This is a genomic window from Mycobacterium sp. SMC-13 (assembly GCF_045311035.1).
Classification (GTDB): Bacteria; Actinomycetota; Actinomycetes; order Mycobacteriales; family Mycobacteriaceae; genus Mycobacterium.
The window spans coordinates 29,121-44,621 of record NZ_JBJIAI010000006.1; the positions used below are offsets into that span (position 1 = coordinate 29,121).

A 15,501-nucleotide genomic window follows, 5' to 3' on the forward strand; every position below is an offset into this window, starting at 1 on the left:
GTTTGCGACATCTCATGAATCAACTGAACCGAAGGGGCCAAGGGTGTCGGTTTCCGGAACGCGGCGCGTATACGGGGGCGTCACCGGCGAGGAGCGCATCGCCCAGCGGCGCCGGAAGCTGATCGAGGCCGGGACGAGCTTGTTTGGCTCTCCCGGTTCAGGTTCGGTCCGCGTCAAAGACGTGGTGGCCGAGGCCGGCCTGACAGAGCGCTATTTCTACGAGAGCTTCACCGATCTGAATGCATTGTTCGGTGTGGTGTTCGATGCGGCTGCCGATGCGATCGATGCGCGGGTGAACGCCGCCATGGTCGATGCGCCGGTCGACAGCTTTGCCCGCGTGTCGATCGCCCTGCGCGCAACCGTCGACGTGTTGTCGGACGATCCGCGGATGATCCGCATTCTGTTCGTTGAAAGTCTGGGCTCGGGCGGTCGTGCGGGTGTTCACCGCAATGAAGTACTCGCCCGCACCGCCGGCAGTTTCTTGAGATGGTCCACGCCAGAAGCCTCATCGTTCGAAAGCAGTGCCGCCGATATTCGGATGAAGGCATTCGCCATGTCGGGCGCCGTTGCGGAACTGCTGATCTCTTGGGCGGATGGACATCTCGAGGCCACGCCGGCTGAACTGGCCGACTTTCTGGCCGGGCTGTACTGGCGCATGAATCTGCCCTGACCGACACAGCCATAACCAAACAGATTGCGCTGCAGGGGAAACCGCCGTGGCCGCGTCGCCTACTCTGCCGCGGCTTTGATCGCCTGCAGGGTCTGGCGCATCCCCTCGCGCATGGATGCGGTGAAGACGTCCTGCCCGCCCATGTAATTGTCAATGACGTGGACCGTCTCGTCGGGGCTGCCGTCGGGGCTCTCACGCCGCTGGGTGAGCTTGGTCCCGCCCGCTGTGGGCTCCAGGCGCAGGGACCAGATGGCCCAGTTCTCCTTGATCCGGAAAGCGATTTCGCGGCCGTTGTCCAACCGGATGATGGTGCCGTGCGTCTTCCATTGGAAGGTGCCGTTGTTGTTCAGGTTGGTGAACTCGACACCGTCCGCGACCTGCTCGGCGCCGCCGCGCAACCGGGTCGATTCGACCTGTGGGCTCCACTCGGCCATCCGGCGGACGTCGCTGACCAACGTCCACACCGTCTCGGGCGCGGCCGCGATCTCGATGCTCTCCTCGAGTATCGGCTGCGGATTCGAAGGCATGTCGTCACTCCCATCATCGCGAAATTGAACGTCCGATCGGACGCCTTTCGGAGCGTAATGATCAAAGAGATTTACGTCCAGTCGCACGTATAAAATGCGGAGGTGGCAACCGACGATCAGTTGGATGGGCGACGCGTCCGCGGCGACGCGACCCGGCGGAAGGTCGCCTACGAGGCGGCGATGATCGCGACGACCCACGGGCTCGACTCGATCACGGTCGGCGCGCTGGCCACGGCGACCGGGGTCAGCAAGAGCGGAATCCTCACCGTGTTCGGGAATCGGGAGGCGATCCAGGTCGCCGCGGTGGCGGAGGCGCGAAACATCTATCGCGAGACGATCATCGCGAAGGCGCTCGAGGCGGCCCCCGGCGCGCCGCGGCTGCGTGCGCTGATCGACGCGTGGGTCGACTACCTGACCGCCGGCGTGTTCCGCGGTGGTTGTTTCATGGCGGCGACCACCGCCGAATACGGCCGTCGCGACGGTCCGGTCGCGGACGGGGTCAGGAAGCTCAAGCGTGGCTGGCTGAAGCTGCTGGAAACCGAGCTGGCTGTCGCGGGCTCGTCGGCACCGGCAGACGACGCGTTCAAGATCGACGCGTTTCTCACTGCCGGCAACGACCGAAGGGAACTGTTCGCCGACGACGCCGAGCTGATGCGCGCCAGAGACCTCGCGATGGGTGTCGTCGGCCAACTCGCGGGCGCCTAGCGGCGATCAGCCGATTCCCGGTCCTTGTGTGGCTTTGCCGGCGTAGCTTCGGTTGCATCTGACGATGCGAACTGGGGGTTGCCATGGCGTTGAGAACCTATGGCGTGCTGGCGGCGGGAGCGGGTGCGGTTGCTGTCGCGCTACTGGGCGCGAACCCGCCGGCCGATGCCGCACTGGCGATCCAGCCGTTCCCGGCATGTTTCCCGTGGGAATGGAACTGTGGGCCCGGCGGCTTCTCGACCCCGGCCGACGACGGGATCCCGGGCGACAATGCCGCAGAAGGTGGCATCCCGGCCCCCGCGGTCGTGCCGAACGTCGACGGTTCACTCAGCCCGCCGGGCATGCCGGGCGACGTATAGCCCGTACTAACGCTGCACTCACAGTGGCGGTGGGATGTCTTGTTGCTCTGCTGATTCTGCGGCCGCCGCGGCTTCTGCAGCTTCTGCGGCTTCGCGTTCTTGGCGTTCTTTGCGTCGGCGGGCGAAGGCTTCTTGTGCGGCTTCGCGCTCGTCGATATCGGCTTGGTTGCGGGCGCGTTCGTAGGCGATCTGCTGGGCCTGGTTCTGGGTGCGGGTGCGGCGCCGGATGGGCATCATGACGCCCCGGCCGGGAGCCGCGGTGGTGTCCAGATCGGTGTCCTGTGGTGGTGGGTTCGGCAGTGGGGTGTCGGTGACCGTGCGGGGAAACAGGATTCGACTTTCGGGCACGCTGATGTAGGTGTGGCCGGTGGGTGCGGTCCACACAATCGTCCCGTCAGGCTGTTGACGGTCCTGCCACCCGTCAGGGCCGCCGTAGAAGGTTTTGAGTAGGTGGTGTTTGCGGCATTTCGGGCTGAGGTTGCCCGGATGTGTCGGCCCGATCGGCCACGGAATGGTGTGGTCGATATCGGAGGCGGTGGCGGGCTGATCGCAGCCCGGGAACATGCAGGTCATGGCCCGCACCCGGACGAATTCATCCATCGCCGCCGACGGCCGGTAGCGCGGCACCTCAGCCAGATCCGCAGCCGAGGCGACCGTGCGGACCTTCGCACCGCGAGCCACCAGGTCCGCGAGCATCGCCGGGGGCACCACACCGCCGCCGAGGACATAACCGACCGGGGTGCGCACCGGCGCCGGGGGCTTGGTGGAAGTCGGAGCGGAAGTCGGGACCGGCGGGTGCGCCGCATGAGCGCCGGGGGTGGGCGCCGCGTCGCCGGCCGGTTCGAACACCGGAGGCGCCGGGGCGTCGGCAGACCCCGAGTCGGCCGCCGGTGCAGGCGCGGGCATGGGCGCCAGGTCATCCACCGGCGCGGGCTCAGGCTCAGGTTCGGGTGTGAACACCGGCTCAGGTGCAGGCGCATTCGGGGTCGGGGGCGCGCCCGGATCCCCACTGAGCAGCGGATCCGCCACCGGCACCGGCAGCCGATCGGTGAGCACATGAATCATCACCGCCGCCGCCCGGGCATCAGGCCCAGCGGCCGGGCAATCCGGATTGCCGCACTGGCACACCAGCCGATCCCCACGAGCCGCCAACACCCCCAACGCGTCAGCCCGCCGCTGCCCAAACGTCCGCGGATCGTCCTCACACACCTGCCGGGCCATCTCGTTCAGCACCCGATCCAACAGCTCGGCGTCGGTGGCCAGCAGCGCACCCCAGATCGACGCCACCCCGGTCTCATCATCGGGCTTGCCCACCCCGACCCCACGCCGGCGCGCGGCCGAGCGCACCTTGATCACCGCGGCCGGGTCGAACTTCTGCACCCAACCGTCGATCTTGCGTTCAATCTTCTTGCGGGACAACCCCGCCCACTCCGACAGCGCCCCCGCCAACGCAACATCGATCACCGCCAGCGTATTGGGATCCTCCACCAAACGGGTACGCCAACAGATCGTCCCGACCGTCCGCGCTGAGACCCCACCGTCGGCGAACACCGCCGCCACCCGAGGTAGCCGGAACCGCAACGCGACCGCAATCGACAACTGCCCCGACGCTTCACGCTTCCCGATCCCCAGCGCCGCACCCACCTCGGCGACCGCAGCATCCCACCCATCACAGGCCCACCACTGCCGACCATCTTCGTCATCGACACGCAACGCCACCAGATCAGCGATCGCCCGAAACTTCCCGCACTCAGCGACATTCGACACCCGCGCGAAATGCACCACCGCATCGACCACAGAGGCATCGTGAACCAGCACACCGCCGGCCCCGATCCCTACGTGTTCGTACATATGTTCGATTATGCCAGACGGGTCCGACGCGTGCCACCGCATTTCTGCTGGGGGGCCGAGGCTATCGGCGCCGGACTGAATCCGCATTTACGCGCGCGCATATTTTGTGCGAATCCGGATTCGGCACCACGGTGGCCGGCGTACCTTGAGCTCAGCCCACCCTCGCCGTCGATGAGTTGGCCCGGCCACCGCACCTGATCGCAGGCGTGTGGAACGAGAACGGAACTTCGGAAGCGAAGGGCGACTCATGCCGGCCGATGTCGACTTTTGTGTTGTGGGAGCGGGTTTCGCAGGATTGACCGCCGCCCTGCGGCTGAAACAGGCGGGCCGTTCGGTGGCCCTGCTCGAGGCGCGGGACCGGGTCGGGGGTCGTACCTTCACCGAGGTCCTCCCAGACGGGACGTGGATCGACCGCGGCGGCGCGTGGGTCGGTCCGGGGCAGGACCGCATCAAGGCCCTGATGGCCGAATACGGCGTGACCGAATACAAGGAGTACGTCGACGGCGACGCCATGATGATCGTCGACGGCAAGAAGCACCGGTACTCCGGCACCATCCCGTGGGCGATGAGCCCGTGGGCCATCGCCAATCTCGGCGCCGGCCTCCTCGAGATCGGCCAGATGTGCAAGACCATCCCGTTCGACGCCCCGTGGCAGGCCAAGAAGGCCGCCGAGTGGGACCGAATCACCTTGGGAGAGTGGCTGCATCGCAATATCCGCTCGCATCAGGCACGCGAGATGCTCGACATGGCCATGGCCGGGGTGTACACCTCTGCCGCATCGGAGACATCACTGTTGTGGGCGTTGCATCAGATGGGGTCCGGTGGCGGACCGGTGTTCGTCATCTCCAACGCCGGCGGCGCGCAGGACGCCCGGGTGCGTGGCGGCATGGGAGCGATCTACGGCCCGATGGCCGCCGAACTCGGTGCCGCGCTACATCTTTCGTGCCCGGTGGACCTCATCGCGCAGGACGACGACGGGGTGACCGTCCACGCCGAGCGGCGGACGGTCCGGGCCCGGCACGCGATCGTCGCCGTACCGTTGGCCGTCGCTTCCCAAATCGATTACGCGCCAGGGCTTCCCGTCGACCGGATGTTCCTGCACCGGCGCATGCCGAGCGGCGCCGTCTACAAGATCTCGGTCGTCTATGAGACGGCGTTCTGGCGTGCGGACGGCCTGTGCGGTCAATCGGCCGCACCGGGCAGTCCGGCCACGCTGACCATCGACGCCTGCACCGACACCGGCACGCCGGGCATCATGTGCGTCATCACCGAAGGCCCGGCCGCGCGCAGGCTCGGGCTGCTCGATCCGGCGGGACGCAAGGCCGTCGTCGTCAACGAACTGGTCGACCGGTTCGGGGCGAAGGCCGCGTCGCCGGTGAGCTACCACGAGCAGAACTGGACGGTCGAGCGCTACTCCGGCGGCGGCATGATCAGTCACGCACCGCCCGGCGTGCTCACCGAGTTCGGCCACGCGCTGCGGACGCCGTGCGGGCGGATCCATTGGGCCGGAACGGAAAGTTCGGCCATCATGTGCGGCTGGATCGACGGTGCGGTGCGCTCTGGGGAGCGGGCGGCTGCCGAGGTGCTGGCCGCGGACAGCGTGGCCGTCGTGGGCTAACGGCTCGCTCGCCAGCGCGCGATCTCGCGGCCGATCTCGGTCTCCGCGGGTCGGCCGAAGAACCATTCTTGGCCGATGCGGTACCAGTTGTTGGTGCTCTGCAGATGTCCCAGTGTGCCGAAGGTGAGGAAGTCGGCGCGCCGGGAGAAGACATGCTCGGGCGGCAGCATCTGCCGCTTCATCCCCGCGAACTCGGTCTGCCGCGGATCGATGGCCGAGACGACGGCGCCAGTGGCCAGCTCAGGCGTGATGGTGAGGTCCTCGTCGATCATGTGCCATTCGCTCGCGGCCCAGATGTACTCCAGGCAATCCTGGGCTGTCACACCGGATTCCGTGTCCACGATGCCGCGGCCCAGCATCAGGCGGTACAGGTCGTCGGCACGGCCTTCGATCGCGGCGTGGAAGCAATCGAGCTCGAATGCCACGTTCGCGGGGTCCATCCGGTTGTACAGCCCGAAGTCGACGAAGCCGACCCGTCCGTCGGCGGCCAGCATGATGTTGCCGGGGTGGGGATCACCGCAGAATTCATGGTTGGTGAACAGCGAGCCGATATAGAAGCGGTAGACCAGTTCTCCGATGTGATTGCGGTCGGCCGCCGGCAGCGTGCGCATGTGCTCGAAGCCCGTGGCGTCGAGGTACTCGGTGACCAGCACCCGCGGCGTGCAGAACTCGACCACGCTGTCGGGGACGACAATGAACGGGTGTCCTCGGTACTGCTCGGCCACGACGCGCTGGGTGTCGGCCTCGCGCAGGTAGTCCAGTTCGCTTTCGAAGTTCCGGGTGATCTCGTCGAGCATGGCGGTGTTCGCTGATGGCCACAACCGCCAGAGCTTCATCAGCAGCGCGAGATTGCGCATGTCGGCCTGGATGGCCCGATCCACGCCCGGGTACTGAACCTTGACGGCGACGTCGCGGCCGTCGCGCAACCGCGCTCGGTACACCTGGCCTATTGATGCTGCGGCCGTGGGGGATTCGTCGAAATCGGCGAAAACGCCCGACAAGGGTCCGAGGTCGGTTTCCATGACCTCGCGCATGGCGCTGAACGGCGCCTGCGGCGCCTGATCCCGCAGCGCGGCGAGCTTTTCCCGAAACTGCTCCCGATGCGAATCGGGCACCAGATCCAGCTCGATCACCGACAGCATCTGGCCGAGCTTCATCGCGGCGCCCTTCATGGAGCCCAGCACCGTCACGAGATTCTCGGCCATCTGGATGGTGGCGCGCTCGGCCAGCAGTTCCTTGGCGCGTTCCGACCGGCCGACCATCGACAGCCGGGTGCGGCCGCCGCGCACGGCCTGCTTCGCGGCGAGGGCGCCCAGTTTGCCGCCCCGCGCAAGACGCCCTTCAGGCAGTCGGCGTGCCACGCTGCCTCCCACGGAATCGGTGCAACGACGCCATCAACGTACCGGCCCGACTACGCAGGTGTCTCGTGTGCCCAGGACTCTGCCTCGCGGGTGATCCGTTGCCAGGCCTCCAGACTCGCCAGGCGTGCGCGAGCCTCGCCGTCCAGCACGGCGGAGGTCTCGAGTAACTCGACGACAACGCCTTCGGCGGTGGCGACTTCGAGTACGTGCACCACGACGTCGATGTCGGGATGGCCGAGCAGTTCGGTGACCGCGGGCCGCGCGAGTTCGGGGTCGATGCGGTTCAGCAGCGACACCAATGCTGCGAGCACTTCCGGCTTCCCCGCGGCCGCGGCCCGGGCCATCCGCAGGGACCGGTCCGGTCCGGCGGCCCGCATGATGTCGTTCATGACGTGCGTGTCCGATACCAGGACGCCAGTCAGGATGATGCCCTCGTCGTCATCGATGGCTCGCTCGAACGCCACGATGAGCTCGTCGGTGGCGAATTCGACGAACCGCGACGCAGTCAGGTAGTCGCGGCGTCGCAGCAGTTCCCTCGCGGCCGGGATCAGCAGCTTGGCGGGCAGTCGCGGGGCGAAGTGGGGAATGACGCGTGGGTCGACGTACGGCGCCGCGTCGGCGAGGTACGCCGGCTTCAGCCCGGACAGCACCCCGATGGCGCGGTCTCCGTGTGCCAGTCCCACGGCGCCGCCGACGCGCCCCGCGACTTCCGGCGGCACCGCGCGGTGAGCCACGGTCACCACCAAAGCATTTGGGACGAGTGGCGCGAGCTTGCCCACGCGTGCGAAGGCTTCGGCCTGTTCGTCGAACAGCGCGTCGGACAGCGCTCCGCGGAGGGCTTTGAGGTCGTCGGCGCCGAGCCGTTCTAGACTGGCCAGGTTTGCGGCGTCGGTCTGCAGCAGCGCGGCGAGCAGCGACAGCTGGGCACGGGTCAGGATGTCGGCCATCAGTGGGTCACCTTCCGAACAGGATCTTGCGGGCGGCGGGCCGGATCAGCCGGGGCAGTACCTTGAGCCCATCGTCGAGCGAGTCGTTCAGGCTGCGCTGATGGGCCACCTTCGCCTTCTTGAGCAGGCTGAGCAGCTGGGCAGATTCCTCGGGGGTGAGCTTCTCGAGTACTGCCCGCGGTTGTCCGAGCTCGTCGAGCAACGGGTTGTCGGTACCCGTGGTTACGGCCTTGTCCATCCTAAATAATTATCACATTCGGATGGTGCAATTATCCGAAAGGCTGCGATCGCGGCGAAAAGGGCCCTTAAGCTGGCCTGTTATCTGGATAGCGATAGTATCGAGGCTCGTCGTGCGGAGGATGTGGAGGACGTGGTGGCGGCTCGGAAGGTGCTGACTCGGGCGGAGAGTCAAGCGCAGACGCGGCAGGAATTGCTGGATGCCGCAGAGCAACAGTTCTACGCCAACGGGTACCACGCCACGTCGCTCGCGGCCATCGCGGCGGAGGCGGGACGAACCATCGGCGCGGTCTACAGCAACTTCGAGGGCAAGGAAGCGCTGTGCCTCGAGGTGATCCGCAACCGTTCCATGGCCGAACTCAATCAACTGCTCGGACCGCTCGTGGCGGCCGGCGTCTCCACCGACGACAGGCTGGCGGCGCTCGCGAGTTGGTGGGCCCGCATCGGCGCCGAGCCCAACCTCGTCGTGCTGACCGCCGAGTATGTCACCAGCACCTTCCACGACCCTGAGCAGCTCGGCAAGGCCCGTGAGGCGCTGGAACGGTTCAAGGAATCGACGCGGGTGCTGCTGGAAGATGCTGTGCCCGAAGGGGTTCCGGCCGATCACCCGCTGATGGACGACGCCATCGAAGTGGCGGTGGCGACCGGCGCCGGCATCGCGATGGCCCAGGCGCTGGGCACGATCGACGCCGAGCGGGGCGCTTCGCTGATGGTCGCCAACATGCGGTTGTGGTTCGACGCGCTCGTCGTCGGCAAATAGAGCCCGAGTCAGTCCGTCCCCGCCGTCACCCGTTGTGCCGCAACGGCGCGGAGCGCTGCGACCACGTCGCTCCCGGCCGCCAGGTCCGCGGCGTACCGCGCACGGTGTTCCCACGCGACCCGTCGCCCGCCTCGTTCTACGACGAACACGCCACCCAGCCGGCGCGGATCGCCGGTGCGCTGATAGGGGTAGATCCCGGCCCGGACGAAGTCGAGAAATGCGCTCGCATTCCGGATCGGGTTCAACCATCGCGGTCGGGCGGCCAATCCCATTGTGCGGTAAAGGGTGTGGTCCTCGGTGACCATCACGGGAGTGCGGGCTCCGGACCGCTTTCGAAATGTGAAGCCCTGGATCGACGTGCCGATGCCGATCAGGATCACCTGGGCGCCAAGCGCTTCCACCTCATCGAAGCGACCGGTCAGCTCTCTGGCCTGCGCCAGGCCGAAAGCGCTGCCGAACTGCGGTAGGAACACCAGCGCCACCGGTCCGTCGCGCCAGAAGTCCTGAAACTCGTGCAGGTGGTGCCGGTCATCGAACACCCGCTCATTGCTGATGACGTCAACCCGGCTCAACTGACCGCTCCCACAACGGCGAACGGGCACATCGTGCCGCGCTTGCCGTGCTGCAGCGTCAGGCCGGGGTCGTGCGTCATCTCGACGAAGCCGGTGCTGTCGGCGTGGCGAATCACGTTGTGCAGATACCCCCACATCTCGGGGCCGAAGTACGGGATGAAGATGCGGTCGAAGATCGGGTTCTGCAGCGCCTTGACGGTCGCCTTGACCAACAGGGTGCCCAGCCGTGGCCGCATCCGGTAGTCCTCGAGGCCGCAGATCTGTCGCACATACGGTGTCAGTAGCGGGATGGCGGCCCAGATCGCCACCCGCATAAGACTTCCGATGACGAGGTTCGGGTTCAGTGGTGTCACCGGTGGATGGGTCATGAAGTCGGTGAGTTCCTGCGCCGGGCGCGTGAATGCCATGAGCTCCTGCTCGGCCCGCTGCACCCACGCTTCGACTTCCTCGGGGGTGTCCGGCAGCTCGCCCGCCGGCATACCCATCAGCTGACAGACCTTGACCTGCTCACGGTAGAACTGGCGCTCGTCGTCGTCGGTCGCATTGGGGTCTCCGAATGCCTTGTACGCGCGCCACAGGTGCGGCCAGCCCACGACATAAGTGAATTTGAGCGTCTCGACGTGGTTGGCCTGGAACAGCTCGCCGGTCGCGGGGACCTCGCCGGTGATGTGAGAGTGCTTGCGGAACAGGTCAACTCCCACTTTTTCGGCGCTTGTGGTGTCGCCCGCGACGGCGCCGGCGAAGAAGTGGAGGCTGCGCCGGATCCGGCCGATCGTGTCGTAGTAGTACGTGGTGTGGTGACCGACGCCGTAGGCCCCGTCGGGGTCCAGCACCGAGATGAAAAGTCCTGAGAGGGCGCCCATTCCGGCAACCATGACGTTCTCGTAGACCTTCCAGCTGATCGAATCGGGCCCGAAGTACCCGTTGTCGATCCGGGGGGCCTCCGCTATCGCCAGAGCTTTCTTCCCGTTCTTGCCGTGCAGCTTCAGCAGGAAGTCGTACCGGCGGTCGATCCTCTGGCGCTCTGCCTTGGGCATCGCGACGTCCTGGAGGCGGACGGATTTCATGGTTCCTCCGTGCTCATTGAGATAGCAACGTTATTCCAATGGCGACGTTACTCCAATCGGGACGGGCCGACAAGACTTGCGACCGCCATAGGATGCGGAGGACGAGCAGGACGGAGAACTGGATGTCAGACGCCGCAACGCACAGCGCCGTGCAGAAGTTGGTGGACGCCGAGGAGTTGCGGACGGGCTTGGGCACGTTCGCGCGCGTGGTCGACGGCAAGCGCTGGGCGGAGGCTTCGCAGGTCTTCGCCGACGACGTCACGTTCGACTATGGCGACCAAGGGCCGCAGTCAGGCCTGCCCGCGCTGGTGGCGACGTTCCGCCGATATCTCGAAAAGTGCGGCGGCACACAGCATCTCATCGGTTCGATCCAGGTCGAGGTGCGCGACGACGACACGGCAGTGACCCGGGCGTACGTACAGGCCCGGCACCAGGGCCTCGGCCCGCTCTCGGCGGACACCTTCGACACCAACGGCGAATACACCGACACCTGGGCCAGGCGGCCCGAAGGCTGGCGCATCGTCAACCGCATCAGCCGGTGGTCGGCGATGTCGGGTAATCCCGCGGTTCTGTTCCCGCAGTAGCGGATCAGCGGAAGCGGACGTCCATGGTCGCGAGGCCGAAGATCTTCTTGCCGCCCGACTTCGCGCCGACGATGACGACACCCGTGCGGGTCTCGGGATCCAGCGACTTGATCTTGCCGCTGAACTCGATGTCGCAGCCTTCGGTGGCCGGCACCACCGCGGGCGCCGACAGGCGCACGGTGTAGCGGCTCACGGCACCGGGGTCGCCGGACCACGTCGAGGCGTATCCGGCACCCAGACCCATGGTCAGCATGCCGTGGGCGATGACGTCGGGCAGGCCGGCCAGCTGCGCCAGGTCCTTGTCCCAGTGAATCGGGTTGGCGTCGCCGGCCACACCGGCGTAGTTCACGAGATCGCCGAGCGACAGCCGCAGGTGACTCGCGGGCAGTTCGTCACCGACGGATACGTCATCGAACGACGGAGTGCCCGGCGTGCGGGCCGCGTCGGTCGCGATCCGGACCTCTCCCTCGGGGCGCACCGTCTTGCGGTACTCCTCCGAGCCGATGTCCAGGATGTTCATGTCGTGCATCATCGCCTTCTGCACGGCCGTCTTGACGTCGCCGTCGATGTCCTCGGCCGTCACGCCGACGACGGTGGTGTGCAGCGTGTGGACGCGCTCGCCCTTGGTGTCGGTGAAGGTGTTGGTCACGGTGATGAAGTCGCGGCCCGCGGTCCGGCGCACGGACGTCAGCTCGACGTCGATGACCAGTTCGTCACCCGCTACGATCGGGCGGTGCTGTTCGAAGACCTCTTCGGTCTGCAGGTAGGTGTCGTAGCCGACGACGATCGACTCGAACATCCGCCGGTTGCACTTCATGCCGGGCGTCGAGGTGAACGTGATCGGCGCGATCACGTCGGCATAGCCGAGCTCGTTGGCGGCAGCGACGTCCCAGTGCGCAGGGTGGTAGTCCTGCACCGCGCGGGCGTACTCGCGCAGCTTCTCGCGGCCGACCAGGTAGGTGCCGTCCATCTGGTAGTGGTGGCCGATCCGCGCTTCGAGCGGCGACGCTTCTGCTGCTGTCGTCATGACTGTGCCCAACTTTTCTATCGACATGTTCGCTGAGGCCGACCAAAGCACCCTACGCGGCGTGGGGGCGGCAACACACGTCGATGCGCCGTCTACCTGCGCCGAGCGGCGGCAAATGTGCCCAAAACCACGTGATTCCGGGGCCCGCGGAGGCTGTTCGCGGGTCTCCGCGGCCGCGTGCTTGACTGGCATCATGGCCCGCACACCCACCTTGGCCCGTCGGTTGTTCGAGCGATACGAACCCGTGCACGCGATCACGTACTTTGCGCCCGAGGCGCGCGCGGCGGCCGTCGACCTCGGCTACCGCAGCTTCTGGAGCGGCTACTTCGTCACCCGGTCAGCGCCCCTGGGCCCGGTGCCGCCGCAGGTCGTCGAGGCGATCTTCTACAACTTCGCCGCCCACCGCGTCGCGAAGTCGCTCGCCGGTGCGTGGGACATCGCGACGCCTCAACAGGCGCTCGCGGCCAGGGAAGCGGGCGCGGTCGCCGCATTGCGCCGCTACGGCCTCACCGCAGACGACACCCTGCGTCCCGCCGCCGATCTGCTCGGCCGGGTCGCGCGCGGCGCAGCCGTCGACGGCCGGCCGTTGTTCGCCGCCCTGTCCGCGGCGCCGTGGCCCGACGAGCCGGTGGCCGCGCTGTGGCACGCGGCAACCTTGTTGCGCGAACAGCGGGGCGACGCCCATGTGGCCGCTCTCGTGGCGGCCGGCATCACCGGCCGTGAATCCAACGTGCTGCACGTCGCGGCGGGCCGCACCACCCGGGACAAGGTCGTGTCCACGCGCGACTACGACGACGCCGAGTGGGACGCCGTCACCGCGCGGCTGGCGGCGCGGGGCCTGGTGACGGCGGACGGCTCGTTGACCGACGCGGGACGCGAGCTGAAGAACGACATCGAGTACCGCACCGACGCGGCCGCGCTGCCGACGCTCGACGTGCTGAGCGACGCCGAGGTCGAGACGCTGTTCCAGGCGCTGACCCCGATCGCCCGGATGGTGGTCGCCGGCGGCGATCTACCGGCCATCACCCCGATGGCGTTGCAGCACAGCGATCTCGACGATCCCAGCGCAAACCTGGACTAGGCGGCCAGGGCACCGCGCTTGCGCAGCAGCGGCAGCACGCCTTCGGCGAACCAGTAGGCCTCTTCGAGGTGTGGGTAGCCGGAGAGGATGAACTCGTCGAATCCCAGGTCGTGGTACTCGGAGATCAGCGCGGCGACTTCTTCATGGCTGCCGACGAGTGCGGTCCCGGCGCCACCGCGGACCAGACCGACACCGGCCCAGAGGTTCGGGTAGACCTCGAGGTGGTCGAGCCGTCCACCGTGCAGCGCGGTCATGCGCCGTTGCCCCTCGGATTCGGAATTGGCATGCAGTGCTGTGGCTTTGGCGATCTGTTCGGGCGTCAACTCGGCCAGCAGAGAATTGGCGACGGCCCAGGCGGCTGCGGAGGTGTCGCGGGTGATGGTGTGCAGTCGGATGCCGAACCGCAGGGTGCGGCCGCGGGCTTTGGCCAGTTCGCGCACCTGTGCAATCTTGGCGGCCGCGGCGGCCGGCGGTTCACCCCACGTCAGATAGACGTCGACATGCTCCGCCGCGATGGGCAGCGCGGCCGGTGACGATCCACCGAAGTACAGCTGCGGCAACGGGTTCGGTGGTTCGGAGACGCGGGCATCGGTGACGGAGTAGTGCCTGCCGCGGTAGTCCACGGGGCCGCCGCGCCAGACGTCGCGCACGATCTCGAGGAATTCACCGGTGCGTTCGTACCGCTGATCGTGGCTGAGCCAGTCGCCGAAGCGGCGCTGCTCGACATCGTCGCCGCCGCTGACGATGTTGAGCAGCAGCCGTCCTCCGGAGAATCGCTGGAAAGTCGCTGCCTGCTGCGCGGCCAGGGTGGGCGGCACCAGACCGGGCCGGAAGGCGACCAGGAACTTGAGTCGTTCGGTCTGCTCGAGCAGGGCTGCCGACGTCAACCAGGCGTCCTCACACCAGGTTCCGGTCGGGGTCAGCACCCCCTCGTACCCGAGCCGGTCGGCGGCGCGGGCCACTTCACCGAGGTAGCGCAGGCTGGGCTTGCGGTATCCCGCGGGGACCGTGTGGTGCGATGACGCGTGCGACGCGCCGACGATCGAGCGACTGTCACCGTTTGTGGGCAGAAACCAGAAGAACTTGGCGGACAAGACGATCCTCCTATTTTGCGGTGGTCCAGAACTGTGACAACTGATCGCCGAACCGGTTGTCGACGAACTGCGAAAAGGCGGTTTTGTGGTCGATCTGTCCGGATTGTGTGAACGCGTCGGCGAGCTGCTGCTCAGAGGCGATCACCGCATCGTTGATGGGAATGGGCAGCCGCAGGCTCCGAGACTGCGCGACACGGGCCACCTGCGGATCGATTCCGATTGCGGCAGCGTACTTTTGGTACCACTCGTCGGGGTGGTCCTTGGCCCAGAGCGAGGCCCGCGCCACCCGTTGGACGAAGTCGGCCAGCGCGCTGTTGCGTTTGGCGTCCTGCAGCGCGGCCACCGAGGCGATGCCGAATCCGTAGCCGTTGGTGACGCTTTCGGCGGTGACGACGGTACGGACCTTGAGCTGGTTCTGGGCCAGGGCCGTGTACGGATCCCAGATGGCCCAGGCATCGGCCTGCCCCTGGCTCAGTGCGGTGAAGGCGTCGGCCGGCTGCAGGAACACCAGCTGGATGTCCTTGACCGTCAGGCCGGCCTTCTGCAGCTGAAGCAACAGATGGCCGTGTGCCGAGCTGCCCTTGCCGACGACGACCTTCTTCCCGCGGAGGTCGGCCACGGTATGCACCGCTGAGCCGGCGGGGGTGAGGATCTGGTCACCGGCCGCGCTGTTCGAATAGGCCGAAATGACGCGGATTTTCGCGTCTGCCGCAGCGCCGAAGATCGGCGGCGTGTTCCCGGTGACGGCGAAGTCGATCTTGCCCGCGGTAGCCGCTTCGACCTGGGGCGGTCCGGAGGTGAACGTCGAGAACTGCACCTTGTAGGGCACGTTGTCGAGCTCCCCGGCGGCCCGGAGCAACGACTCGGTACCGCCCTTCTGATCACCCACCTGCAGCGTCAGTCCGGACAGGTCCGCTGCCGGAACTGTCTGGGGCACAGCCACTTCGTTCTTGGTGTCGCGGCTGGAGACACAGGCGGTGAGCAGTGCTCCGGCGGCCAGGATGGAGAGCAGCCGTGCTGCCCGGGAATGCGTCACAGTCT

The 15,501-nt window shown here is 67.0% G+C and carries 17 protein-coding genes; 7 read left to right on the forward strand and 10 right to left on the reverse strand.

The features are described 5' to 3' along the window. The first annotated feature begins 43 nt into the window (after positions 1-43). Positions 44-670, forward strand: coding sequence for a TetR/AcrR family transcriptional regulator (locus ACJH6I_RS10710; protein ID WP_406774453.1), 627 nt, complete (start codon positions 44-46; stop codon positions 668-670). Positions 671-729: 59 nt separating this feature from the next. Here the strand turns inward: ACJH6I_RS10710 and ACJH6I_RS10715 are convergent, their stop codons facing one another. Continuing rightward, positions 730-1,197, reverse strand: a complete 468-nt coding sequence (locus ACJH6I_RS10715) for an SRPBCC family protein (RefSeq protein WP_406774454.1) — start codon at positions 1,195-1,197, stop codon at positions 730-732. A gap of 102 nt (positions 1,198-1,299) precedes the next feature. Here ACJH6I_RS10715 and ACJH6I_RS10720 point away from each other — a divergent pair, with 102 nt between their 5' ends. After that, positions 1,300-1,902 (forward strand): TetR/AcrR family transcriptional regulator, encoded by a 603-nt coding sequence (locus ACJH6I_RS10720; RefSeq protein ID WP_406774455.1) that lies wholly within the window; start codon positions 1,300-1,302, stop codon positions 1,900-1,902. Positions 1,903-1,985: 83 nt separating this feature from the next. After that, positions 1,986-2,261: a hypothetical protein gene (locus ACJH6I_RS10725; RefSeq protein WP_212807709.1), complete on the forward strand. Its 276-nt coding sequence runs from the start codon at positions 1,986-1,988 to the stop codon at positions 2,259-2,261. Between the two features lie 18 nt (positions 2,262-2,279). Here ACJH6I_RS10725 and ACJH6I_RS10730 read toward each other — a convergent pair whose 3' ends face one another. Next, positions 2,280-4,112 (reverse strand): DUF222 domain-containing protein, encoded by a 1,833-nt coding sequence (locus ACJH6I_RS10730; protein ID WP_406784050.1) that lies wholly within the window; start codon positions 4,110-4,112, stop codon positions 2,280-2,282. 247 nt (positions 4,113-4,359) lie between these two features. Between ACJH6I_RS10730 and ACJH6I_RS10735 the strand changes: the two genes are divergently transcribed. Beyond that, positions 4,360-5,730, forward strand: coding sequence for a flavin monoamine oxidase family protein (locus tag ACJH6I_RS10735; RefSeq protein WP_406774457.1), 1,371 nt, complete (start codon positions 4,360-4,362; stop codon positions 5,728-5,730). Here the strand turns inward: ACJH6I_RS10735 and ACJH6I_RS10740 are convergent. The 3 genes from ACJH6I_RS10740 to ACJH6I_RS10750 are packed head-to-tail and all read right to left on the reverse strand — an operon-like array spanning position 5,727 to position 8,276. Continuing rightward, positions 5,727-7,091 (reverse strand): ABC1 kinase family protein, encoded by a 1,365-nt coding sequence (locus tag ACJH6I_RS10740; RefSeq protein ID WP_406784051.1) that lies wholly within the window; start codon positions 7,089-7,091, stop codon positions 5,727-5,729. The two genes, ACJH6I_RS10735 and ACJH6I_RS10740, sit on opposite strands and share 4 nt — an antisense overlap. 50 nt (positions 7,092-7,141) lie before the next feature. Next, the gene (locus tag ACJH6I_RS10745; RefSeq protein WP_061005464.1) at positions 7,142-8,038 is read right to left on the reverse strand and encodes a hypothetical protein; all 897 of its coding nucleotides are present in this window, start codon (positions 8,036-8,038) and stop codon (positions 7,142-7,144) included. A gap of 7 nt (positions 8,039-8,045) precedes the next feature. Beyond that, a complete protein-coding gene (locus ACJH6I_RS10750; protein ID WP_061005466.1) occupies positions 8,046-8,276 on the reverse strand; it encodes a hypothetical protein in 231 nt (76 codons plus the stop codon). A 135-nt stretch (positions 8,277-8,411) separates the two neighbouring features. Between ACJH6I_RS10750 and ACJH6I_RS10755 the strand changes: the two genes are divergently transcribed. Next, positions 8,412-9,035, forward strand: a complete 624-nt coding sequence (locus ACJH6I_RS10755) for a TetR/AcrR family transcriptional regulator (protein WP_061005475.1) — start codon at positions 8,412-8,414, stop codon at positions 9,033-9,035. Between the two features lie 8 nt (positions 9,036-9,043). On the opposite strand, the gene ACJH6I_RS10760 is transcribed toward ACJH6I_RS10755, so the two are convergent. Then, on the reverse strand, positions 9,044-9,607 hold the full coding sequence (locus tag ACJH6I_RS10760; RefSeq protein WP_064858881.1) for a peroxiredoxin-like family protein: 564 nt from the start codon (positions 9,605-9,607) through the stop codon (positions 9,044-9,046). Continuing rightward, a complete protein-coding gene (locus ACJH6I_RS10765; protein WP_064858882.1) occupies positions 9,604-10,674 on the reverse strand; it encodes an oxygenase MpaB family protein in 1,071 nt (356 codons plus the stop codon). Before ACJH6I_RS10765 ends, ACJH6I_RS10760 begins: the two co-directional genes overlap by 4 nt. A gap of 122 nt (positions 10,675-10,796) precedes the next feature. On the opposite strand from ACJH6I_RS10765, the gene ACJH6I_RS10770 reads away from it, so the two are divergent. Then, positions 10,797-11,258: a nuclear transport factor 2 family protein gene (locus ACJH6I_RS10770; protein ID WP_207546808.1), complete on the forward strand. Its 462-nt coding sequence runs from the start codon at positions 10,797-10,799 to the stop codon at positions 11,256-11,258. 4 nt (positions 11,259-11,262) lie between these two features. Here the strand turns inward: ACJH6I_RS10770 and ACJH6I_RS10775 are convergent, their stop codons facing one another. Further along, positions 11,263-12,285, reverse strand: coding sequence for a fused (3R)-hydroxyacyl-ACP dehydratase subunits HadA/HadB (locus tag ACJH6I_RS10775; RefSeq protein WP_053854963.1), 1,023 nt, complete (start codon positions 12,283-12,285; stop codon positions 11,263-11,265). Positions 12,286-12,478: 193 nt separating this feature from the next. Here ACJH6I_RS10775 and ACJH6I_RS10780 point away from each other — a divergent pair, with 193 nt between their 5' ends. Then, positions 12,479-13,366 carry an SCO6745 family protein gene (locus ACJH6I_RS10780; protein ID WP_406784052.1) on the forward strand — a complete coding sequence of 296 codons (888 nt, stop codon included), beginning with the start codon at positions 12,479-12,481 and terminating at the stop codon, positions 13,364-13,366. On the opposite strand, the gene ACJH6I_RS10785 is transcribed toward ACJH6I_RS10780, so the two are convergent. Together ACJH6I_RS10785 and ACJH6I_RS10790 are read right to left on the reverse strand one after the other, a co-directional pair. After that, on the reverse strand, positions 13,363-14,460 hold the full coding sequence (locus tag ACJH6I_RS10785; protein WP_061003685.1) for an LLM class flavin-dependent oxidoreductase: 1,098 nt from the start codon (positions 14,458-14,460) through the stop codon (positions 13,363-13,365). The genes ACJH6I_RS10780 and ACJH6I_RS10785 overlap by 4 nt on opposite strands. Before the next feature lie 10 nt (positions 14,461-14,470). Next, complete coding sequence (locus ACJH6I_RS10790) at positions 14,471-15,496, reverse strand: ABC transporter substrate-binding protein (RefSeq protein ID WP_061003686.1); 1,026 nt, start codon at positions 15,494-15,496, stop codon at positions 14,471-14,473. Between the last annotated feature and the right edge of the window lie 5 nt (positions 15,497-15,501).